The organism is Streptomyces sp. NPDC015144, assembly GCF_043079735.1.
In the GTDB taxonomy this organism is placed as follows: Bacteria; Actinomycetota; Actinomycetes; order Streptomycetales; family Streptomycetaceae; genus Streptomyces.
Genome location: NZ_JBIBUU010000008.1, coordinates 38318 through 57423, shown reverse-complemented (window position 1 = coordinate 57423; position 19106 = coordinate 38318). Strand labels below are relative to the sequence as shown.

Genomic DNA, 19106 nt, shown 5'->3' with positions numbered 1-19106 from the left:
AAGCCACAGCAGACTTCCCCCTCGCATCTGCGGCATTATCATCGGGTCGGCCCGGTGGTGCCGGTAGACCGTAGACGGGTCCGTGAGGCCCAGAGGGAGTGGAACCCGTGACAACCCGTACCGCGCGCCGGACCCGCCGGACCCTTCAAGTGGCCGGGGCGGGCGCCGCCGCGCTGCTGGTCCTGACCGCCTGTTCCTCGTCCGGGAAGGACGACGTACCGGCCTCGGACGCCCCGGCCTCCAAGAAGCTCTCCGGCACGGTGACCGTCTTCGCCGCGGCCTCGCTGAAGGAGAGCTTCACCGCCCTGGGCAGGACGTTCGAGAGCCGGCACCCGGGCACGAAGGTGACGTTCAGCTTCGGGGGCAGCGACTCCCTCGCCGCGAGCATCACCGGCGGAGCGCCGGCCGACGTGTTCGCGGCGGCCAGCGCCAGGACGATGAAGATCGTCACCGACGCGGGCGACGCCTCCGGCACCCCCGCCACCTTCGTGCGCAACCAGCTGGAGATCGCCACCCTGCCGGGCAACCCCGACAAGGTCGCCTCGCTCAAGGACCTCACCGGCCCCGGCCTGAAGGTGGTGCTCTGCGCCAAGGAGGTGCCGTGCGGCGCCGCCGCGCAGAAGGCCCTCGACGCCGCGAGGCTCAGGCTGACCCCGGTCTCCTACGAACAGGACGTCAGGAGCGCGCTGACCAAGGTCGAGCTGAAGGAGGCCGACGCGGCGGTCGTGTACCGGACCGACGTGAAGGCCGCGGGTGACAAGGTGGAGGGCGTGGAGTTCCCCGAGTCGGCCGACGCCGTCAACGACTACCCGATCGCCCTGCTGAAGAACGCCCCCAACGCCGCCGCCTCCGAGGCGTTCATCGCGCTGGTGCGGTCCGCCGAGGGGCAGAAGGTCCTGACCGGGGCCGGGTTCCTGAAGCCGTGACCCCGCCCGTCGAGTCCGACGCCGCGCGCGGCCCCCGTCCGGGCGGGGCGCGGCGTCACCGGGTCCGGGCGGGCGGCCGCGGCGCGCCGCTGCCCCTGCTCGTGCCCGCACTGCTCGGACTGGCGTTCCTGGTGGTGCCGTTGCTCGCGCTGCTGGTACGGGCCCCGTGGCAGGACATGCCGGAGCAGCTGACCAGCCCCGAGGTGTGGCAGGCGCTCCGACTGTCGCTGGTCTGCGCGACCGCCGCCACCGCCGTGAGCCTGGTTCTCGGGGTGCCGCTGGCCTGGCTGCTGGCCCGGGTCGAGTTCCGCGGCCGCGGTCTCGTACGCGCCCTCGTCACGCTGCCGCTCGTGCTGCCGCCGGTGGTGGGCGGGGTGGCGCTGCTGTCGGCGCTCGGCCGCAACGGGGTCGTCGGTACGTGGCTGGACACGTGGTTCGGCGTCACCCTGCCGTTCACCACGGCGGGGGTGGTGGTGGCGGAGGCCTTCGTGGCGATGCCGTTCCTCGTCATCAGCGTGGAGGGCACCCTGCGGGCGGCCGATCCGCGCTTCGAGGAGGCGGCGGCGACCCTGGGCGCCTCCCGCTTCACCGCGTTCCGGCGGGTCACGCTGCCGCTGATCGCACCGGGCATCGCGGCCGGCGCGGTGCTGGCGTGGGCCCGCGCGCTCGGCGAGTTCGGCGCGACGATCACCTTCGCCGGCAACTTCCCCGGGCGGACCCAGACCATGCCCCTCGCCGTCTACCTGGCGCTGCAGAGCGACCCGGAGGCGGCGATCGCCCTCAGCCTGGTGCTGCTGGCCGTGTCCATCGCGGTACTGGCCGGGCTGCGCGACCGTTGGATGACCGCAGGATGACCAGGAATCACGACGAACCGGCCGGTGCCGAAGCGGCGGGCCTCGACGCCCGGCTGGTGGTGGAGCGGGGGGCCTTCCGGCTCGACGTGGAGCTGCGGGTCGCACCGGGCGAGGTGGTGGCGCTGCTCGGGCCGAACGGCGCGGGCAAGACCACGGCCCTGCGGGCACTGGCCGGGCTGGCCCCGCTCACCGGCGGCCATCTGCGGCTGGACGGCACGGCCCTGGAGCGTACGCCGCCGGAGTCCCGGCCGGTCGGCGTCGTCTTCCAGGACTACCTCCTCTTCCCCCATCTGACGGCCCTGGACAACGTGGCGTTCGGGCCGCGCTGCCAGGGGATGGGCAAGGCGGCGGCCCGCGACCGGGCCGCCGAGTGGCTCGACCGCCTCGGCCTCGCGGACCACGCCGGAATGCGGCCCCGGCGGCTCTCCGGCGGCCAGGCGCAGCGGGTCGCGCTGGCCCGCGCCCTCGCCACCCGTCCGCGGCTGCTTCTCCTCGACGAGCCGCTCGCCGCCCTCGACGCCCGGACCCGATTGGAGGTGCGCGGTCAGCTCCGGCGCCATCTGGCCGAGTTCGAGGCGGTGGCGGTCCTCGTCACGCACGACCCGCTCGACGCCATGGTCCTCGCCGACCGGCTGGTCGTCGTGGAGCGGGGCGGGGTCGTCCAGGAGGGCAGCCCGTCGGAGATCGCCCGCCACCCCCGTACGGACTACATCGCCCAGCTCGTCGGGCTCAACCTCTACCGGGGCCGGGCGGACGGCCACACGGTACGGCTGGACGACGGCCCCGCCGTCACCACCACGGAGGTCCTGGCCGGGGAGGTCTTCGTGGCGTTCCCGCCGAGCGCGGTCACCCTCCACGGCAGCCGGCCCACCGGCTCCAGCGCGCGCAACGTGTGGCGCTGCGAGGTCGCCGGGCTGGAGGCGCACGGCGACCAGATCCGCGCCTCGCTCACCGGTGGACTCGCGCTCGCCGCCGACCTCACGACGGTGGCCGCCGCCGAACTCGGCCTGCACCCGGGGGCGGAGGTCTGGGCGACGGTGAAGGCCGCGCAGACCCACGCGTACCCCGTGTGAGACCCGGCTGACGGTCAGAGGGCGGCGAACAGGCCGTCGAGCGGGGCGGGGACGCGGCCGGGGCCGAGGGCCTCGACCAGGACCCGGCCGTAGTGGATCTTGCGGCCCTTCTTCGTGCCGAGGAAGCGCCGCATCTGCTGTTCCGGGGCACGGCCCTGCTGGGCGGGCTGGCCGAGAAAGGTCTCCAGGGGGCGCAGGTCGCCCTCCGCGGCGATCAGTTCCCTCACCCGGGCCACCCCGAGCGCGCGGATCAGCTCCTCCTCCAGGTCGGCCGCGCAGACGAAGAACTCCTGCGGCACCGCGCCGGCCCGCTCCAGACCGCGGGCGTAGTAGCCGCGCTCACGCTCGTCGCAGAGCCCGGTCAGGCGCAGTCCCAGACCGGTCGGGCCGAGCAGCCCGGCGAAACGTCCGACGCTCATCGCCCCGCCCATCGGCAGGACGCAGACCCCTTCCGCCGCCAGGTCCCGGCCCCGGGCGGCGGCCAGCGCGTCGACCGCGGCGGCGTCGCTCGGCCCCTCCAGCAGGACGACCGTCCGGACCGGCAGCCGCGCGGCCAGCTCGCGCGCGAGGCCCTCGGGGCCGCCCGCCGCCCACGCCGTGACCGTCTCACGGAACAACCGCATCTCCGTCATGGGGCCGAGTCTCGCTCCCGGGTCTCCTTCCCGCCAAGGAATTTCCCCGCCCCGGCCGGACCTTCGGGACGAACGGGCCGGTGGCCCGTCCGCCGTGGTGGCTCCGGGCACACGCCGCGCGGGAAGTATGGTGCCCCACCACATACGCCGCCGATGCGGCCCTTCCTACGGTGTGGCGACGCGGTGCGGGTGTCGAGCCCGTCAGACCTCCCACTCCGAGGGAAAGATCCTTTGTGAGCGAAGCGGCGAACGCAACAGAAGGACGACGGGTATCGCTGTGACGATCACACCGACCCAGAGGGCGACCGTGGTCGACCAGACGCCGGCCAGGACACCGCCGATCAGCCCCCCGAGCGGGGTGGCACCCTGCGTGACGACACCGTTGGCGGCGGTGACGCGCCCCATATAGGCGAGCGGGGTGGCGCGGGCACGCAGTCCGGCGACGGCGACGGCGCGGCCGACCACGACGAAGCCGATGAGGATCTGGGCGGTGGCGACGAGGGGAACGGCCGCGCCGCGGAAGACGGCGGCGAGGGGCGCGGCAACGAGGGCGAAGGGGGCGAGCGCGGAGAAGACCATCGTCATCCGGATCTCGCCGAACCGGCGCCGCAGCCGCGGGCAGAACAGCGAGGCGACGATACCGGCGACGGCACCCAGCGTGGACAGCAGGCCGAAGACCCAGGAGGAGACGCCGATCTCGTCCAGGAGGAAGACCGGCAGCATCGCCAGCATGATGCCGGCGCCGAGGTTGTTCAAGGCGGCCTGGCAGACGATCAGGCGGAGCAGGGGGTGCTTGAAGAGAAATCGTACGCCCTCGACGACTTCGCGGCGGAAGTTGCGCTTCTCATTGAGGGGTCGCTCCATCTCGGCGGGCTTGATGCCTCTGACCATCAGGATGGACACGACGTGGCAGACGACGGCGAACAGGTACAGGAGGGGGGCGGGAACGGCCCGGGTCGCCAGGCCTGCCGCACCGGGCGAAATCGCCATGATCGTGGTGGAGGAGGTCTGCAGCCGGGCGTTGGCGTCGGCTATCTGACGCTTGGGCAACAGCTGCGGCAGGATGCTGTTGTGCGCGACATCGAAGAACACGCCGCTCACGCTGCCGACGAAGGCCGTCGCTATGAGATGCGGCACGGTCAGGGCGTCGAAGACGTAGGCGAGCGGAATGCTGGCGAAGCTGACCGCGTAGATCGCGTCCGACCAAAGCAGGACAGACTTTCGGTTCCAGCGGTCGACCCAGACGCCGGCGGGCAAACCGACCAACAGGTAGCCGAGGCGGCTGAAGACGAAGATCAGACCGACTTCGAACGGGTTCGCGTGCAGCAACGTCACTGCTGTGATAGGGAGGGCGAAGCTGGCGATCTCGGCCGCGGAGAACCGGAGCCCGTTCGATCCCCACAGTCGCCTGAAGCCGGGAACCCGAAGGACTTCGGACTCGGATTCGGCTTTATCCTCTGTCGCCACCACCAGAGCGTCCCCATCAACTAGTTGAAGATCGCGAAGCCGCTCATTATGGGCAGCCGCGGAGAACTCGCCAACTCAGAGAGTGATTTCCGGTCAACCTTCCCGTTGCTGAGCCTGGGGAGTTCTCCGTCGACGTGCACGACGTGACGCGGGAGCATATAGGGCGGCAGGTACTCCGTCAGTCGTCCGCGGAGTGCGCGAGCCGCTTCGATTTCTGCGGTGACGAATACCGTGATCAGATTGGAGAAGACGGGGTCCGGGGTGGCGACGGCCACCGCCTCGTGGATGCCCTCGCAGCGGCGTACGGCCTTTTCCACCTCGCCGAGCTCCACGCGGTAGCCGCGCGACTTGATCTGCGCGTCCACCCGCCCGATGAACCGCAGGTCACCGTCTGGGTTCTCGCATACCTGGTCGCCACTCGCATACCACTCGCGACCGTCGGCGGTCCGCACCATCGACCGCGCGGTCTGCGCGGGGTCAAGGTAGCCGGTCATCAGCATCGCTCCGCGCACGAGGAGTTGGCCCGGCTCTCCCGGTGCGACCTCGTCCAGGTCGTCGTCCACGACCAGAATCTCCGCGCCGGGCAGTACGCGCCCGATGAGCACTTCGTCCTCGGGTTCCAAGGGGGGCTTGATCTCGTGGAAGGTACACACGTTGCTCTCGGTGGGACCGTACACGTTCAGGAGCCGCATCGCCGGCAGGGCAGCGTGCAGGGTATTGACGTCCACAGGGTGCAGGATCTCCCCACCGGTGACGAAGGAGCGGAGCCCGATGAGGCCGGGCAGCAGCGAGGTGCCGTGCCGCACCAGCCAAACGAGGGTCGATGTCACCGCATACAGCACGGTGCCGCCAGAACGTCGGCAGAAGTCGATGTACGCGGCGGGGAAGGGCGCCGCGGCGGCGGGCATCAAGGCGATTGCGGCACCCGACCTGACGGCGGCGAACAGGTGCAGGGTGGTGGGGTCGAAGTGGAGTGGAGCGGAGTTGACGATGACGTCGTCGGACGAGAGGAGGAGTTCGGCCACGGCCCAGTCGACGAACGCCGATGCGCTCGCGTGCGTGTGTATGACGCCCTTCGGGATGCCGGTGCTCCCGGAGGTGTGCAAGACGTAAGCGAGGTCGTCCACCGGCGGGCGCGAGTCGCCCTCCCGCAGGTGGGCCCACAGACCATCGGCGCCGGGTAGCTCGGGCAGGGGGGTCCAGCTCAGACCAGGAGCCAGTGCGCCCCACTGGGCGCGGGCCGCACCGTCGGCGACGACGGCGCGGGGAGCGCAGGAGCGGGTGATGAGGTCGGCGCGGGCGATCGGCCCGTCGGGGTCGAGGGGTACGTATCCGGCGCCGGAGCGCAGAATGCCGTGGACAGTCGCGACGCCGGCCGACGACTTGCGGCCGTGCCACACCACACAGTCGCCGTCGCGAACTCCGAGGTCGCGCAAGGCGAGCGCGACGGCCTCCGCCGCTCCGTCCAGTTGGGTGTAGCTGAGGGTCACGTCGCCGTCGATGACGGCGGGCCGGTCCGCGTGCACCTTGGCCGCGGCCCGCAAGTCGTCGCTGAGGGAAGTGCCGACACCCATCATCGCCCCTTCGAGGTGAGGAACGAGCGGATCGCCGTGATGGTCTCGAAGTGGGTCGGCAGGACCTCCGTGTCGTCGATCCTGATACCGAAGGAGTCCTCGAGCCGGGATACGACGGTCAAGAGGGAGAGGGAGTCTATGATCCTGTGCGCAATGAGCGGAGTCTCGTCCGTCACCTGCTGACCGGCCGCCGTCTCCTCGACAATGCTCCGCACGGTGGCCAGCACGGAATCCTGCGCCATCACAAACCCAGCCCTTCAGCGATGATCTTCATTTGCATGTCGGAGGTGCCCGAGTAGTACCGGCTGGCGATCGCGTCCGACATGAGGTGGGCGGCGCCGGTCTCGGGGAGCAGTGCGTATCCGCCGTAGACGTCGGGAAGCTCCTGGCAGAAGGCGTTGAATTCCCTGCTCACGTGGAGCTTCGTCAACGAGGCCCGATTGTGGCTGAGTTCGCCGCAGTCCGCGGCGCGCGCGGTCGTGACAAGGACCTCCCGAGCACTGGTGAGGCTCAGGTGCATGCGTACGACGCGCTGTCGGATCGAGTCGTAGGTGCTCAGGGGTGAGCCGAACTGGCTTCGCATGCGGACGTGTTCGATGGCTTTGCGCAACGCGTGGGACATCAGGCCGAGCACCGGCGCAAGAATGAAGGCGCGCTCGTAGCGCATCGCGCGCATGAGAACCGCATAGCCACCGCCCACCGGACCGAGCACGGCCGATGCCGGCACCGTGCAGCCGTCCAGGCGCAGCGAACCGATCTGGGCGCCCGGCAGGCCGGTCTTCTCGAAGGCGGGGCCGACGCTGAGCCCGGGGGTCGTGCGCGGGATCAGGAAGGCGCTCAGACCGGACAGTGCGCTGCCCTCGGCAGTGCGGGCCAGGACGACGAATGTGTCGGCGACGGGGCCGTTGGTCACGAAGGTCTTCACGCCGTCGAGGGTCCAGTCCCCGTCGTCGCGCGGGGTGGCCCGGGTAGTGAGCGAAAGCAGGTCGGAGCCAGCATCGTACTCAGTGGCGGCGAAGGCACCCACCGTGGTCCCGGCCGCGAGCGGCCCCAGACAGGTGCTCAGCTGTGCGGCGTCGGCGAATGCGGCGATCGGCTCCTGACAGGCCCACATGTGGGCGGAGAACGCGAAGGGCAGCCCGGAGCGACCGGTGGCGTCGGCCATGGCCTCCATCGCGAGGCAGCTGGCGAGGTACCCGGCGCCGGTGCCGCCCCGCTCGGCGGACAGAGGCAGCGAGAACACGCCCTGCGCGCCGGCCGACTTCCACGCCCGCTCGTCCTCGGCAGCACCGCCGCCCAGGTGCGGAGTCCGTCGAGCCAGATGGTGAACTCAGTGCTGTCCGCCAATTTCGGGGTGCTGCTCATGAGGTCTCCTGCACGGGGGCAATCGGCCACTTGTACACGTGGTGGGAACGAGCAAGGCCGAAGTGGGCCATCGCCGAGGGCTGGTGGTCCTGGGGTGTCAGAGCGAGCACCTCGATGTCGCGGCCGGCTCCGAGGTCGCTGCGCAGCCAGAAGAAGATGTCCTCCTTCATGCCGACACCGCGGTGGACAGGACTCAGCTTCATCTCGTGCAGGAAGACGCGCGGAGCTCCGTCGGGCCGCAGCCGACCGAGCCGAGTGAGAGTGAAGGCCGCCGCGACCCGGCCTTCGCTTCGGGGGGCGTCACCGCGCAGATGGATCAGGGCCGCGTAGGCCGCCGGCCCTTCGGGATATCCGTCGCCACCATCCACGCCTACATCACCGCGGTCACCGAACTGCTGGCAGAGCAGGCGCCGCGCCGGAGACGGCAGGGCCGACTACCCGTCGCCCGCACCCACACATTGGCGAGCGGCTCGCAGACGTCTCCGCCCCGCGGCCCTTCCGCCGCCGCAAATTCCGTGGGGCCGCCGGGGTTCAGCTTGGCAAGTCCGCGCCAGCACGCCGATGAGTGCGGCCACCGACGGCTCGACGTTGAACCGAACGGCAGTCGTCCCGGCTGGCGGATCCGTCGCTGCGGCACGAGCCGTCGGCGAGGAAGCCGTCACCGGCTGATGGGGATGTCCGCGAACACCGTCCAGCGCGTGGGCGGGTCGAGGGCGCCGACCTTCCAGGAGCTGATGCACAGAGCCCGCGGCGAAGAGGCAACGCGGCCCGCGGCGTCGACCCGTTCCAGCCCCTTCCGGCCACCGGCACGTCCGACCCGCAATTCGTGATCGACACGCTTGCCCATCACGTCTGCCGTCACGCTCGCCGGAACTCGTAGAGGACATAGTCCACCTCGGTCTCACTGTCCGATGTCCGCACACCGGGTACGTCGATGGCGAAGCTGAACACTTCGCGCCGGAACACCGACCCCGTGAACCCCGCCATCGCCACCACTTCCCGCAACCGGGAGCCGTTGCCCAGGGCGTTGCTGAAGCCCAGGAACAACCGGCCGCCGTCGGTCAGGTGGCGGTGGGCGTCGGCGAAGTACCGCTGGTGCATCACATAGTCGGCGTCGAAGACGGCGTAGTCGAGCTGGCTGTCGTACGCATGGCCGGGCGGGGCGTCGGCGTAGGGGGAATTCCAGTAGACCAGGTCGAACCGGTCGGACGGGCCGAGCCCGGAGAAGAGGTCACTCTTCAGCGTACTGACACGGTCCTGCACACCGTGCCGCTCCGCGTTCAGCCGGGAGTTCTCCACCGCAGCCGCGTTGATGTCGAGCGCACACACCCGGGAGCAGCCGCGTAGCGCGGCGGTCACGGAGGTCACACCTGCCCCGCAGCCCACTTCGAGGAAGCTGGCGGCGTCCTCGTACGGCAGCCAGGCCGTGAACAGCCTTGTGGCGACGGCGTTTCCGGGCCACACCTCGGGAAGCAGGGTCCACTCCCGGTCGAAGACCGTGAAGCTGTCCTGCAGGGACCGCGCCCGCTAGCGGGCCAGGTCCCAGCGCGCCACCTCGTAGCCGAAGTCTTCGAACACGTTTCCCCCAGTCGGGTGCGAGAAGTTCAGTACCGGGCGTCGATGGGATCGACCGTGAGTTCGGTGACGCGGGCGTGCGCGGGGCGGCTCATCACCCACTCCACGCCGGCCGCCACGTCCTCAGCGAGCAGCGGGTGGTATGGCCAGTCGCTGACGTCGTGGACGCACGGATTCTCGGCCCCCGCCAGTACCGACGAGAACTCGGTATTGGTCGCGCCGGGCGAGATCAAGGTGATCCGGCAGCCCCCGGAGGGGCGCTCCTCCTCGGCCAGCGAGCGGACGAATCCCGTCAGCCCGTGCTTTGTCGCCGCGTACGCCGCGTAGCCGGGCTGCGGCCGGGTGCCGAACAGAGAGCCGATCACCACCAGGTCCCCGCCCGTTGCGTCCAGTTCGGGAAGGAGCCGGTGTACCAGGAGCATGGGGGCGAGGAGGTTGAGCCGTAGTTGCGACTCCCACGGCTCTGCATCGGCCTCCCGCACCGGTCCGTGGCCGAGGCCGTGCCCCGCGGCCAGCACGGCGGCGGTGAGCGGGCGCGACGCGGTCGCGAGCACGTCGGTCAACGCGTCTGACAACTCGTCGGTTCGCTCCAGGTCGAGGGGCACCGCGACGCCCGTGACGTCGTGCTCGGCCGACAACTCCCCGGCCAGCGCCCTGAGCCGCTCCTCGCGCCGCGCGATCAGGATCAGGTTGTATCCGCGGGCGGCGAGCCGACGGGCTGTGGCCGCTCCGATGCCACTGCTCGCCCCAGTGACCAGTGCTGTCCCCGCTGTACCGGACATCCATGTGCTCCTGTTCGTTGGTGGCCAGAACTTCCCCGCGGCTAGGACTTCTCCGCCGCCCGTTCGACATCGGCGAGCAGATCGCGTGGGAACCACAGACTGCTCGCGCCCGCCAGGGCGACCGCTGCCGCCCCGATCAGCACCGGCACGATGCCGACCCGGGAGGCGAGCCACCCTCCCGCGAAGGCGCCGACCGGCAGGGTGGCGGTCAGGACCGCCTGGAGGAATGAGTTGACGCGGCCCAGCAGATGGGGCGGCGTGATGAGCTGCCGCCCCGTGACCATGGCGATCGACCACACGGTGGCCATCAGCCCGAACAGCAGCTCGTACAGCACCAGCACCGGGAACGCCAGCCCCAGGGAGGCCGCGGGGATGAGGAAGAGGGCTGCCCCCGCGCCCAGGGCGCACACCTGGATGGCCCGGGCCATGCCCAGCGCACGGGTGGCCGCCGTCGCGACGAGCACACCGGCCCCCATACCGACCGCGTACGCGGCGTACACCGCGCCCAACTGCCAGTTAGGGAGTCCCAGTTCTCGGTCCGCGTACAGGATGAACAACCCACTGCCCGCACCACCGCCCAGGTTGAGTCCGGCCGCGGCGAGCGCCTGACGACGCAGCAGCGTCTCGCGCCGGATCACCGCAAGTCCTTCTCTGAGGGCGTCGATCCTGGACTTCGGGTTCGCGTCGGCGTCGTTCACCGACCGGTTCAGCGCCATCGGCAGAGCGAGGAACAGGCTCCCGCCGATGATGTAGGCGGCGCACTCCACCAGCAGCGCCGGCGCCGGGTCGATGATGCCGATCAGGATGCCGCCGAGCGCGGGTCCCCCGATCAGGCCGATCGTCCGGGCCCCGGCGAGCGAGGTGTTGGCCGGGAGCAGCTGTTCCGAGGGCACCACGCGGGGCAAACAGGACTGCAGGGCCACGCTCTGCGTGGAGTTCAGGGTGCCGGAGACGGCGGCCGCGGCGAGGAGGTGCGGCCAGGTCAGTCCGTCCGAGGCAGCCGCGAGCGTCACGCTGCCGATGACGGGGACCTGGACCCAGGTGGTGGTCACCAGCAGACGGCGCAGCCGGGTTCGGTCGACGGCGACTCCGATCAGCGGACTCAGCACGACACCGGGCAGATAGGTCATCGCCATGAGCGTGGAGGCGCCCAGCGGACCGGCGTTGAGATGGGCGATGGCGAGCAGCGGAAGCGCCAGGGCGGTGACCTGTCGCCCCACCGAACTCGTCAGCTGCTCGATGACCAGGAGCAGCAGCGGACGGTGCCGGCGCAGCGGCACGGACCCTCGGTCCGGGGGCGCCGGTGCGGGCGGGCCGGACTCCGGGGGTGGGGACGGTTCGGTGGCCGAGGACGATCCCATGTATCAGATTCCTGTGTCGGGTACGGGCCAGTGGCGGATGCGGGGGAGGCAAGGTCACCGCCCAGCCTCGGGTGACGAGGACGACGCCCTCGGCAGCCAGCACGGACACCGCTTCCCGCGCCGTACCGCTGAGATCGTCCAGGGCAGTCGGTTGCAGGCAGCTCTCGAAGGTGGACACCAGATCGGGGTGGTCGATGGTGAAGCGGACCGCGGCGTCCGGGTCACGGCGGTCCTTGATCTGGACGAAGCCCGGTCCTTGCCGGTGATAGAACCGCCCGTATTCATGGGCGGTCCGCCAGTCGTTCACCGCAGTTCCGTCCGGCGGCGGCAGATGGTGGAGTAGGCGGAGGGAGAAGTCCAGGGCCGCGGGGGTGTGTCGTACGGTGTCGTCCCGCGGCACCGACCAGGTCACCGTGAGCGCGTGGCTCTGGCACTCCCGCAGGAACTGGACGGCCTGTGCCGTGGGCCTCCCGCCCGCGCCGAACGGCACCAGCCCGATGACGACCACGTGGTGGCCGTTCATCCGGTACGGCAGGATGTCCGGCAGGTCCGGCCGGTCGGGTGCCGCCAGGGACGGCTTCGCGGCGGGCATCACGCCACCCCTTCCGGTGCGGGGCTGCCGGTGCGCAGCCAGATGTCCTGGCCGGGGGCGCGGACGGCCACCGCCTGGGTGGGCAGCGCGAGGACTGTCTCGCCGTCCCGGAACACCAGCCCGTCCGCGAGGAGTTGCCGGCACCACCCGTCGAGCGTGTCCAGGGGGATGTGATACCCGGCTCCGGCCAGGTGTCGTCGGAGGGCGAGGAGTGTACGGCCGTGGTCGAGCTCCCGGAACGCGGCTGCCTGCCAGTGCGTCAGCCGGTGGGTGCGCTGGGGCCAGCCCTGACGTTCGTCGTGGATGACCAGGGCGTCGTCGCCGTCCGCCGACGGTTCGAGAAACAGCCGGGACGACGGGTAGGCAGCCGCCCACCGGTCGATCTCCTCCACCAGCCGCTGCTCCACCTCACCCCGGATACCGGCCGCCGGTGCGTCGAACAGGAAGACGAGGTCGGCGAGTTCCTCCATCGGCAACTGGTAGACGTGCCGGTAGATGTCGGCAGGCCGACGGGTGGTGAAGCCCAGGGCGGGATTCATGAAGTGCGGGCTGAACCGCTCCAGTGCGATGCGTGTGGCGCCGTTCGGCGGCTGGAGATGGCGCAGGGCCGGCAGCTGATCCATGACGTCCGTGTAGTCCTCGTCGCGTTCGCCGGGAAAGCCGTACAGATAGTTCCACACGCAGGTCAGCGCGTAGTTCTCGCACTCGCGCATCGTGCGGACGTTGCGGGCGCCGCTGACTCCCTTGTCCATCAGGCCGAGCACCCGGCTGTTCAGGCTCTCGATGCCGGGCTGGACATGGGTGACCCGGGCGCGGGCCAGGAGGGCGATCTGCTCCCTGGAGAGGTTCGACTTCACTTCGTAGTGGATACGCAGGTCCCAGGAGCTGTCGGCGACCCGGGGCAGGAAGTCGCGAAAGTAGTCCATGCTGATGATGTTGTCCACGGTGATGACGTCCAGGAGCTTGTGCCGCTCCACCAGGCGCGTGATCTCCGACCACAACTGCTCGCCGGACTTTGAACGGAACTCCATGAGACTGCCGTTGAGTCCGCAGAACGTGCAGTGGTGCTTCTCTCCCCACCAGCAGCCCCGGGCGCCCTCCACCACCAGCTTGGGCTCCACGAACTCGGCCACCGGCGAGGATTCGATGTCCTCCCGCCAAGCGTCGTAATCGGAGCTGGGCAGGAGCCTGATGGGCAGGGTGCCCTGGGCCTCCCTGTTGGCGCGCGACGTGCCGCCGTCCCATGAGCAGACACCGGGTACGTCGGCGGGTGCGGTGCCGCGTTCGACATGCGCAAGGAGCCCGGGGAAGGTCTTCTCCGCCTCACCCCGTACGACGTAGTCCAGGAAGGGGTGATTGCGGTGCAGGGCATGGCCCATGACGCCGTCGCAGTTGCTCCCGCCGAGCACGGTCACGACGTCGGGTCGAATGCGCTTGATCTCCCGGGCTAGGGCAATTGACGGTACGTTCTGGAGGAAGGTGCTGGTCATCCCGACGACATCGGGGTCCGAGGCGAGCACCTCCCGAGCCGCTTCGGCGATGAACGGTGAGGCGTACGGCCGCATGCGCAGCACGCTGTCGACGGATGTCCCGGTCCTGGCCGCGTAGGCGGTCAGCTGTTCGACGCCCCACTGCTCGTCGTCGTAGAGACAGCCCGAGAAGACCCAGTCACCGAAGCCGTCGAACACCTGGTCGTCCGCGACGGTCATGTACTCCCGGGGCGTCAATTCACCGTCGCTGTGCGTCAGCAGGAACTCGGCCCGGCGCAGCCACCCGTGGTATTCCGTGACTGTGTCGGCAGCAGGTCGTTCCCTGGTGAGGAGAGAGTGCAAGAGGCCCACTTGAAGCGACGGCATCTCAAGTGCGTGCCACGGCATGGAGACGAGCGCGATGCGCATTCCTGGCCTTCCCGGCTCTCAAGAGGCGGCCGTACCGCGACGGTACGGCCGCCTTGGTGCGGACTAGCGCTTGGCGTTGTCGCTCACACGACGGGCGGTGCCCACGCTGTACTTGTTGGCCGCCTTCGTCTGGGCACGGACCGCGACCTTTTTGATCTCCATCAGACCTCCATGATCTGTCGAATGTGCTGGTGGCGCCGGAACAGTTCCGCACGGTCGTCCCGGACATTCAGGAGCACCCGCATACGGGTGGTGTGCCGCGCTTTGAGCCAGGCGGCGACCTTCTCCGCTGACGTACCGGGCAGGAGCCGGTGCACCAACGCGGCAAGGCCGTAAACGTCGTTGTGCTTCAGCACGATCCGCTCGGCAGCTAGCAGCAGGTCGGTCGGCAGCCGGCGCAGCTGCTCCGCGCCGGGGCCGCGGGTGAGGTAGGCCATGCCGAGTGCGACATGGCGTGACTCGTCCCGGCGCACCAGTCGATACACATCACCGAGGCCGTCCTGGCGCAGCCCTTCGACGAACCACCGGAACTCGTCAGCCGCGAACCCCTCGGCCAGGGTGTGGGCCAGGAAGCGGGCGGTGTAGTCGTCCAGGGACCACAGGTCGCGCGACAGTTCTTGCTGGGCCTCACCGGGCTCTTTGACGGATCCGGCGACGGTGTGCGCGTGGTGGTGGAAGACGGCGGAGTGCTTCGCCTCGTCGGCCACGGCCGTGGCGAGCACCAATTTCATATCACCCTCGGAGCACTCGTGCAGTAGCCCGGCCGCCACGTCCATGCCGACCTGTTCGGCATACGTGCTGCCGCTGTATGAGCCCGGCAATAGGTTCCAACGCTTCGGATCTCGTCCGGAGCACCACCACGTCCTCATCCCGGACAGCACCGGCACGCCGAACTGGTGGTGAGCGCCTGGGCCGCCCAGTCTGCAGACTCACCAGCAGGCTCTACCTGAGCACGGTCCGCGCTTCAGGGCAACGGGGGGGGCGGGGAGTACGAACGGGGTCCAGCAGGCAGTCACGCAGTGTGCTTTGGGTAAGGGCTGTCCCGCAACTGTCGGGAGGGGTATGAGGCGGGCTGGTCTGCTGCTGCGGCCCAGCGACGGATGTGTGGGTCGGGATGGACGCGGGCGGATGCGAGTGTGCTTTCAAGTAGTTCGTGCAGGGGTGGCGGGTATGCCGCGCGGAAGGTAGGCAGGCCCAGCAGGACACGGTGGCGCATCTGCAGGTCGGTGGCTTCGGCGAACACCCGCAGGGATGTCTCCAGCCAGGCGGCCTTGATGTCCTGTGACTCGTCCAGAGCGGGATCACGTACCCCACCGGGCCCGTACGCTGGAGTCCGATCTGCACGCAAGGGCATATGGGCGCTGTACCAGGCGCGCGTGGCACCAGCCCGCTCGGCGTCCGTGCCGATCCGCAAGTAGTCGACCAATGCCGCCATCACACGGCGGCGTCCGAATGCGTAGACCGCTGGCTCGACGAACCAGCGGCAGAAGCTGGGATCCGGGTCGTACACGGCTGCCGCCATCAGCGGGGCGAACCACTCCTCGGGCAGACTCGCACGCTCGAGCAGGGGCTTACGCACCGCATGGGCAAGGTGGCGGGCATGTCGATCCTTCGGCTCCATGCTGACGTCTCCGACGCCCAGCAGCCGGGCCACCTCTGTCACGCATGTCAGGAATGAACGCGGTTCTATGCCGCTCCGCTCGTCTTCGGTCACGGCAGCATTCTGGACCGGCCATACCTGCAGGCACAGGCCCGATGGCCGCCGGCGCTTGGGCGGAAGAGCACTTGCTCGACCTCCCTTGGGTGGAACGATCACGGTGCGGCTGGTGTGATCACGGCGTCGGAGCCGTCCTGGACAGCCCCGTTCTCCGGGCTGAGCCCTCGCGCCTTCGGGAAGTTGGTGACCGTGCTTCGACGTGAGGGTGCGGATGTGATCCGCAAGGGCCGGCCGTGGAGCCTTCCACTGGCGGACCGGGCCCTGCTGGTGGCCGCGTACTGGCGCACGAACCTGACCATGCGCCAGCTCTCCCCGCTGTTCGGGGTGTCCAAGTCTGCCGCGGACCGGATCATCAACCACCTCGGGCCGATGCTCGCGCTCCAGCCCCGTCAGCGTTTCGCCAGGAACACGGTGCTCATCGTGGACGGGACCCTGGTCCCCACCCGGGACCACAGCATTGCCGAGCGGTCGAAGAACTACCGGTACTCCACCAACCACCAGGTCGTCATCGACGCCGACACAAGGCGCGTCGTCGTGGTCGGCCGACCGCTCGCCGGGAACCGCAACGACTGCAGGGCCTGGGAGGAATCCGGCGCCAAGGCCGCTGTCGGCAAGACCCCCGTGATCACCGACGGCGGCTACCCGGGCACCGGCCTCGTCATCCCACACCGTCGCGAGCGCGGTCAGACCGAACTGCCGGGCTGGAAAGAAGAGCACAACAGGTCCCACAAGCAGGTTCGGGCCCGGGTCGAGCACGTCTTCGCCCGCATGAAGACCTGGAAGATCCTCCGCGTCTGCCGCCTCAAGGGAGACGGTGTCCACCACGCGATGCTCGGCATCGCCCGGATGCACAACCTCGCTCTCGCCGGATAGACCAACGGGCTTCACCGTGATCAACCATGGCCGAGGCGGCCCGGAGATCATTTGCGGGACAGCCCTTAGCCGAACCGCGGGGCCAACAGCGCCGCACATGGGGGATCGCAACCCACGGCCGACCTGGGCACATCCTTCGGAACCGGTCTGCCGCAGATGGCGGAGTTCAACGCTGAGTAGTCAGCACCAAGTCAGCACGGGAGAGGTGAAGACGGGTGATGACGTGGGCTTTTAGTCAGCACCAAACCAGCAAGGGAGTCAGCACCACCCTCGCGAAACATACCGAACAGTGCAACTCGGACGGTCCTCTCCCGCCCGCCCCAGGAAGCGGAATCGGGCTCGCGCCCCCCTCCCCGTAGCACCGGCCCGCACATCGGCAACCCGAACTATGGTGCCCCACCACATACGCCGCCGATGCGGCCCTTCCTACGGTGTGGCGACACGGAACCGTCCCCACCCTCCGGAAGTGGTGTCCATGGCCGCCCCAGCAAGCTCCCCACCGGCATCCTCGAACCTCAAACGCATCGTCGCCGCCAGCCTCATCGGCACCACCGTCGAGTGGTACGACTTCTTCCTGTACGGCTCGGCCGCCGCCCTCGTCTTCAACAAGCTGTTCTTCCCCGAGTCCGACCCGCTCGTCGGCACGCTCCTGTCCTTCCTCACCTACGCGGTCGGCTTCGCCGCCCGGCCGCTCGGCGCCCTGGTGTTCGGGCACTACGGCGACCGGCTCGGCCGCAAGAAGCTGCTGGTGATCAGCCTGCTGATGATGGGCGGGGCGACGTTCGCGATCGGGCTGCTGCCGACCCACGCCACCGTCGGGTCCGCCGCCCCGGTGCTGCTCACCGTGTTGCGGCTGGTGCAGGGCTTCGCGCTCGGCGGCGAGTGGGGCGGGGCGGTACTGCTGGTCTCGGAGCACGGCGACGCCCGGCGGCGCGGCTTCTGGGCCTCCTGGCCGCAGACCGGCGCCCCGGCGGGGCAGCTGCTCGCCACCGGGGTGCTCTCCGCGCTCACCGCGCTGATGTCCGACTCCGCCTTCGGGGCATGGGGGTGGCGCATCCCGTTCCTGCTCTCCGGTGTGCTCGTCCTCCTCGGCCTGTGGGTCCGGCTCTCCGTCGACGAGTCGCCGGTCTTCCAGGAGGCGCTGGCCCGGGCCGCGGCCCGCCGGGCCACCGCCGGGGCGGTGGAGAAGATGCCGCTCGTCGCCGTACTGCGGCATCACTGGCGAGATGTGCTGATCGCCATGGGCGCCCGGATGGCCGAGAACATCAGCTACTACGTGATCACCGCGTTCGTGCTGGTCTACGCGACGACGGCGGCCGACCTGAGCAAGCAGACGGCGCTCAACGCGGTGCTCGTCGCCTCGGCCGTGCACTTCGCGGTCATCCCGATGTGGGGTGCCCTCTCGGACCGGGTCGGCCGCAAGCCGGTCTATCTCGTCGGTGCGGTCGGCGTCGCGGTCTGGGCGTTCCCGTTCTTCGCGCTGATCGACACCCGGAGCTTCGGCAACGTGCTGCTCGCCGTCACCGTCGGGCTCGTGTTCCACGGTGCGATGTACGCGCCGCAGGCGGCGTTCTTCTCCGAGATGTTCGCGACCCGGGTGCGGTACTCGGGCGCGTCGATCGGCGCGCAGTTCTCCTCGGTCGCGGCCGGTGCCCCGGCCCCGCTCATCGCCACCGCGCTGCTCGCGGACCACGACAGCTCGACGCCGGTCTCGCTGTACGTCATCGCCGCGGCCCTGATCACCCTGCTCGCGGTCGGCTGCGCCCGGGAGACCCGGCACCGGGACCTCGCGGAGATCGGGGCGACGGCCTCCGACCCGGACGGTTCCGAGGTGCGGGCGGCGGACGCCCGGACCGCCTGAAGCGCCGTCCGCCGGGCGGGGCCGCGTGCACGGCCCGCCCGGCGGACGGTCCCGCTCAGGGCTGCGGGGTGGGCTCGAACCAGGTGGGCTCGTCGGTCAGGGCCTGCTTGATCCGGAAGAGCCCGAACTCGTCCAGCGGCGGCAGCGCGTCCACCGAGAACCAGCCCACCTCCAGCGACTCGTCGTCGTTGACCCGGGCCTCGCCGCCGGTGGCCCGGCATCGGAAGGTCACGTCCAGGTACTGGCAGCGGTCGCCGTTCGCGTACTCCACGGGCTGCAGGGCCTGGGTGAGCACCACCCGCTCCGCCACGCAGCGCACCGCCGTCTCCTCGAACACCTCGCGCTCCGCCGTCGCCGCGGGCTGCTCCCCCGGTTCGCAGATGCCGCCGATCACCGCCCACTTGCCGGTGTCGGTGCGGCGGCCCAGCAGCACCCTGCCCTCGTCGTCGAAGACGATCGCGGTGACCCCCGGCAGCAGGAGCAGTTGCCGACCCGCGGTGGCGCGGATCTCACGGATGAAGTCAGGAGTAGCCATGGCCCCGACCCTACGTGGTGC

Annotated in this window: 19 protein-coding genes and 1 pseudogene; 5 read left to right on the top strand and 15 right to left on the bottom strand. The window is 70.1% G+C overall.

What is annotated here, in order from left to right; all coding sequences use genetic code 11:
• Nucleotides 1-107 precede the first annotated feature (107 nt).
• The 3 genes from modA to ACF08W_RS15940 are packed head-to-tail and all read left to right on the top strand — an operon-like array spanning nucleotide 108 to nucleotide 2853.
• A complete protein-coding gene (gene modA / locus ACF08W_RS15950; protein ID WP_392279579.1) occupies nucleotides 108-926 on the top strand; it encodes a molybdate ABC transporter substrate-binding protein in 819 nt (272 codons plus the stop codon).
• Complete coding sequence (gene modB / locus ACF08W_RS15945) at nucleotides 923-1780, top strand: molybdate ABC transporter permease subunit (protein ID WP_392279578.1); 858 nt, start codon at nucleotides 923-925, stop codon at nucleotides 1778-1780. The genes modA and modB overlap by 4 nt, the downstream gene beginning before the upstream one ends.
• A complete protein-coding gene (locus ACF08W_RS15940) occupies nucleotides 1777-2853 on the top strand; it encodes an ABC transporter ATP-binding protein (RefSeq protein ID WP_392279577.1) in 1077 nt (358 codons plus the stop codon). The genes modB and ACF08W_RS15940 overlap by 4 nt, the downstream gene beginning before the upstream one ends.
• A 14-nt stretch (nucleotides 2854-2867) precedes the next feature.
• Here ACF08W_RS15940 and ACF08W_RS15935 read toward each other — a convergent pair whose 3' ends face one another.
• From ACF08W_RS15935 to ACF08W_RS15870, 14 genes and pseudogenes are all read right to left on the bottom strand, one after another.
• On the bottom strand, nucleotides 2868-3485 hold the full coding sequence (locus ACF08W_RS15935) for a TOPRIM nucleotidyl transferase/hydrolase domain-containing protein (RefSeq protein WP_392279576.1): 618 nt from the start codon (nucleotides 3483-3485) through the stop codon (nucleotides 2868-2870).
• Nucleotides 3486-3686: 201 nt separating this feature from the next.
• Nucleotides 3687-4955 (bottom strand): MFS transporter, encoded by a 1269-nt coding sequence (locus tag ACF08W_RS15930; protein WP_392279575.1) that lies wholly within the window; start codon nucleotides 4953-4955, stop codon nucleotides 3687-3689.
• Between the two features lie 17 nt (nucleotides 4956-4972).
• Nucleotides 4973-6526 carry an amino acid adenylation domain-containing protein gene (locus tag ACF08W_RS15925; RefSeq protein ID WP_392279574.1) on the bottom strand — a complete coding sequence of 518 codons (1554 nt, stop codon included), beginning with the start codon at nucleotides 6524-6526 and terminating at the stop codon, nucleotides 4973-4975.
• Nucleotides 6526-6753, bottom strand: coding sequence for an acyl carrier protein (locus ACF08W_RS15920; RefSeq protein ID WP_385212588.1), 228 nt, complete (start codon nucleotides 6751-6753; stop codon nucleotides 6526-6528). The genes ACF08W_RS15925 and ACF08W_RS15920 overlap by 1 nt, the downstream gene beginning before the upstream one ends.
• 14 nt (nucleotides 6754-6767) lie before the next feature.
• On the bottom strand, nucleotides 6768-7826 hold the full coding sequence (locus ACF08W_RS15915) for an acyl-CoA dehydrogenase family protein (RefSeq protein ID WP_392279711.1): 1059 nt from the start codon (nucleotides 7824-7826) through the stop codon (nucleotides 6768-6770).
• A 61-nt stretch (nucleotides 7827-7887) separates the two neighbouring features.
• Nucleotides 7888-8094 (bottom strand): hypothetical protein, encoded by a 207-nt coding sequence (locus ACF08W_RS15910; RefSeq protein ID WP_392279573.1) that lies wholly within the window; start codon nucleotides 8092-8094, stop codon nucleotides 7888-7890.
• 455 nt (nucleotides 8095-8549) lie between these two features.
• The gene (locus tag ACF08W_RS15905; RefSeq protein WP_392279572.1) at nucleotides 8550-8753 is read right to left on the bottom strand and encodes a hypothetical protein; all 204 of its coding nucleotides are present in this window, start codon (nucleotides 8751-8753) and stop codon (nucleotides 8550-8552) included.
• Nucleotides 8750-9355, bottom strand: a complete 606-nt coding sequence (locus tag ACF08W_RS15900; protein ID WP_392279571.1) for a methyltransferase — start codon at nucleotides 9353-9355, stop codon at nucleotides 8750-8752. The genes ACF08W_RS15905 and ACF08W_RS15900 overlap by 4 nt, the downstream gene beginning before the upstream one ends.
• A 140-nt stretch (nucleotides 9356-9495) precedes the next feature.
• Entirely contained in the window at nucleotides 9496-10248 is a 753-nt protein-coding gene (locus ACF08W_RS15895; RefSeq protein ID WP_392279570.1) for an SDR family oxidoreductase, read from the bottom strand.
• Nucleotides 10249-10289: 41 nt separating this feature from the next.
• Nucleotides 10290-11609, bottom strand: a complete 1320-nt coding sequence (locus ACF08W_RS15890; protein WP_392279569.1) for an MFS transporter — start codon at nucleotides 11607-11609, stop codon at nucleotides 10290-10292.
• Nucleotides 11610-11694: 85 nt separating this feature from the next.
• Nucleotides 11695-12132 (bottom strand): annotated as a pseudogene (locus tag ACF08W_RS15885) (DUF5825 family protein); the annotation flags it as partial.
• Between the two features lie 68 nt (nucleotides 12133-12200).
• A complete protein-coding gene (locus tag ACF08W_RS15880; RefSeq protein ID WP_392279568.1) occupies nucleotides 12201-14099 on the bottom strand; it encodes a RiPP maturation radical SAM C-methyltransferase in 1899 nt (632 codons plus the stop codon).
• A gap of 161 nt (nucleotides 14100-14260) precedes the next feature.
• On the bottom strand, nucleotides 14261-14824 hold the full coding sequence (locus ACF08W_RS15875) for a hypothetical protein (RefSeq protein ID WP_392279567.1): 564 nt from the start codon (nucleotides 14822-14824) through the stop codon (nucleotides 14261-14263).
• Between the two features lie 287 nt (nucleotides 14825-15111).
• The gene (locus ACF08W_RS15870) at nucleotides 15112-15813 is read right to left on the bottom strand and encodes a hypothetical protein (protein WP_392279566.1); all 702 of its coding nucleotides are present in this window, start codon (nucleotides 15811-15813) and stop codon (nucleotides 15112-15114) included.
• Nucleotides 15814-15927: 114 nt separating this feature from the next.
• On the opposite strand from ACF08W_RS15870, the gene ACF08W_RS15865 reads away from it, so the two are divergent.
• Together ACF08W_RS15865 and ACF08W_RS15860 are read left to right on the top strand one after the other, a co-directional pair.
• Nucleotides 15928-16689: a transposase gene (locus tag ACF08W_RS15865; protein ID WP_392279565.1), complete on the top strand. Its 762-nt coding sequence runs from the start codon at nucleotides 15928-15930 to the stop codon at nucleotides 16687-16689.
• A 475-nt stretch (nucleotides 16690-17164) separates the two neighbouring features.
• Nucleotides 17165-18550 carry an MFS transporter gene (locus ACF08W_RS15860; protein ID WP_392279564.1) on the top strand — a complete coding sequence of 462 codons (1386 nt, stop codon included), beginning with the start codon at nucleotides 17165-17167 and terminating at the stop codon, nucleotides 18548-18550.
• 55 nt (nucleotides 18551-18605) lie between these two features.
• On the opposite strand, the gene ACF08W_RS15855 is transcribed toward ACF08W_RS15860, so the two are convergent.
• A complete protein-coding gene (locus ACF08W_RS15855; protein ID WP_352277849.1) occupies nucleotides 18606-19085 on the bottom strand; it encodes an NUDIX domain-containing protein in 480 nt (159 codons plus the stop codon).
• Nucleotides 19086-19106 lie beyond the last annotated feature (21 nt).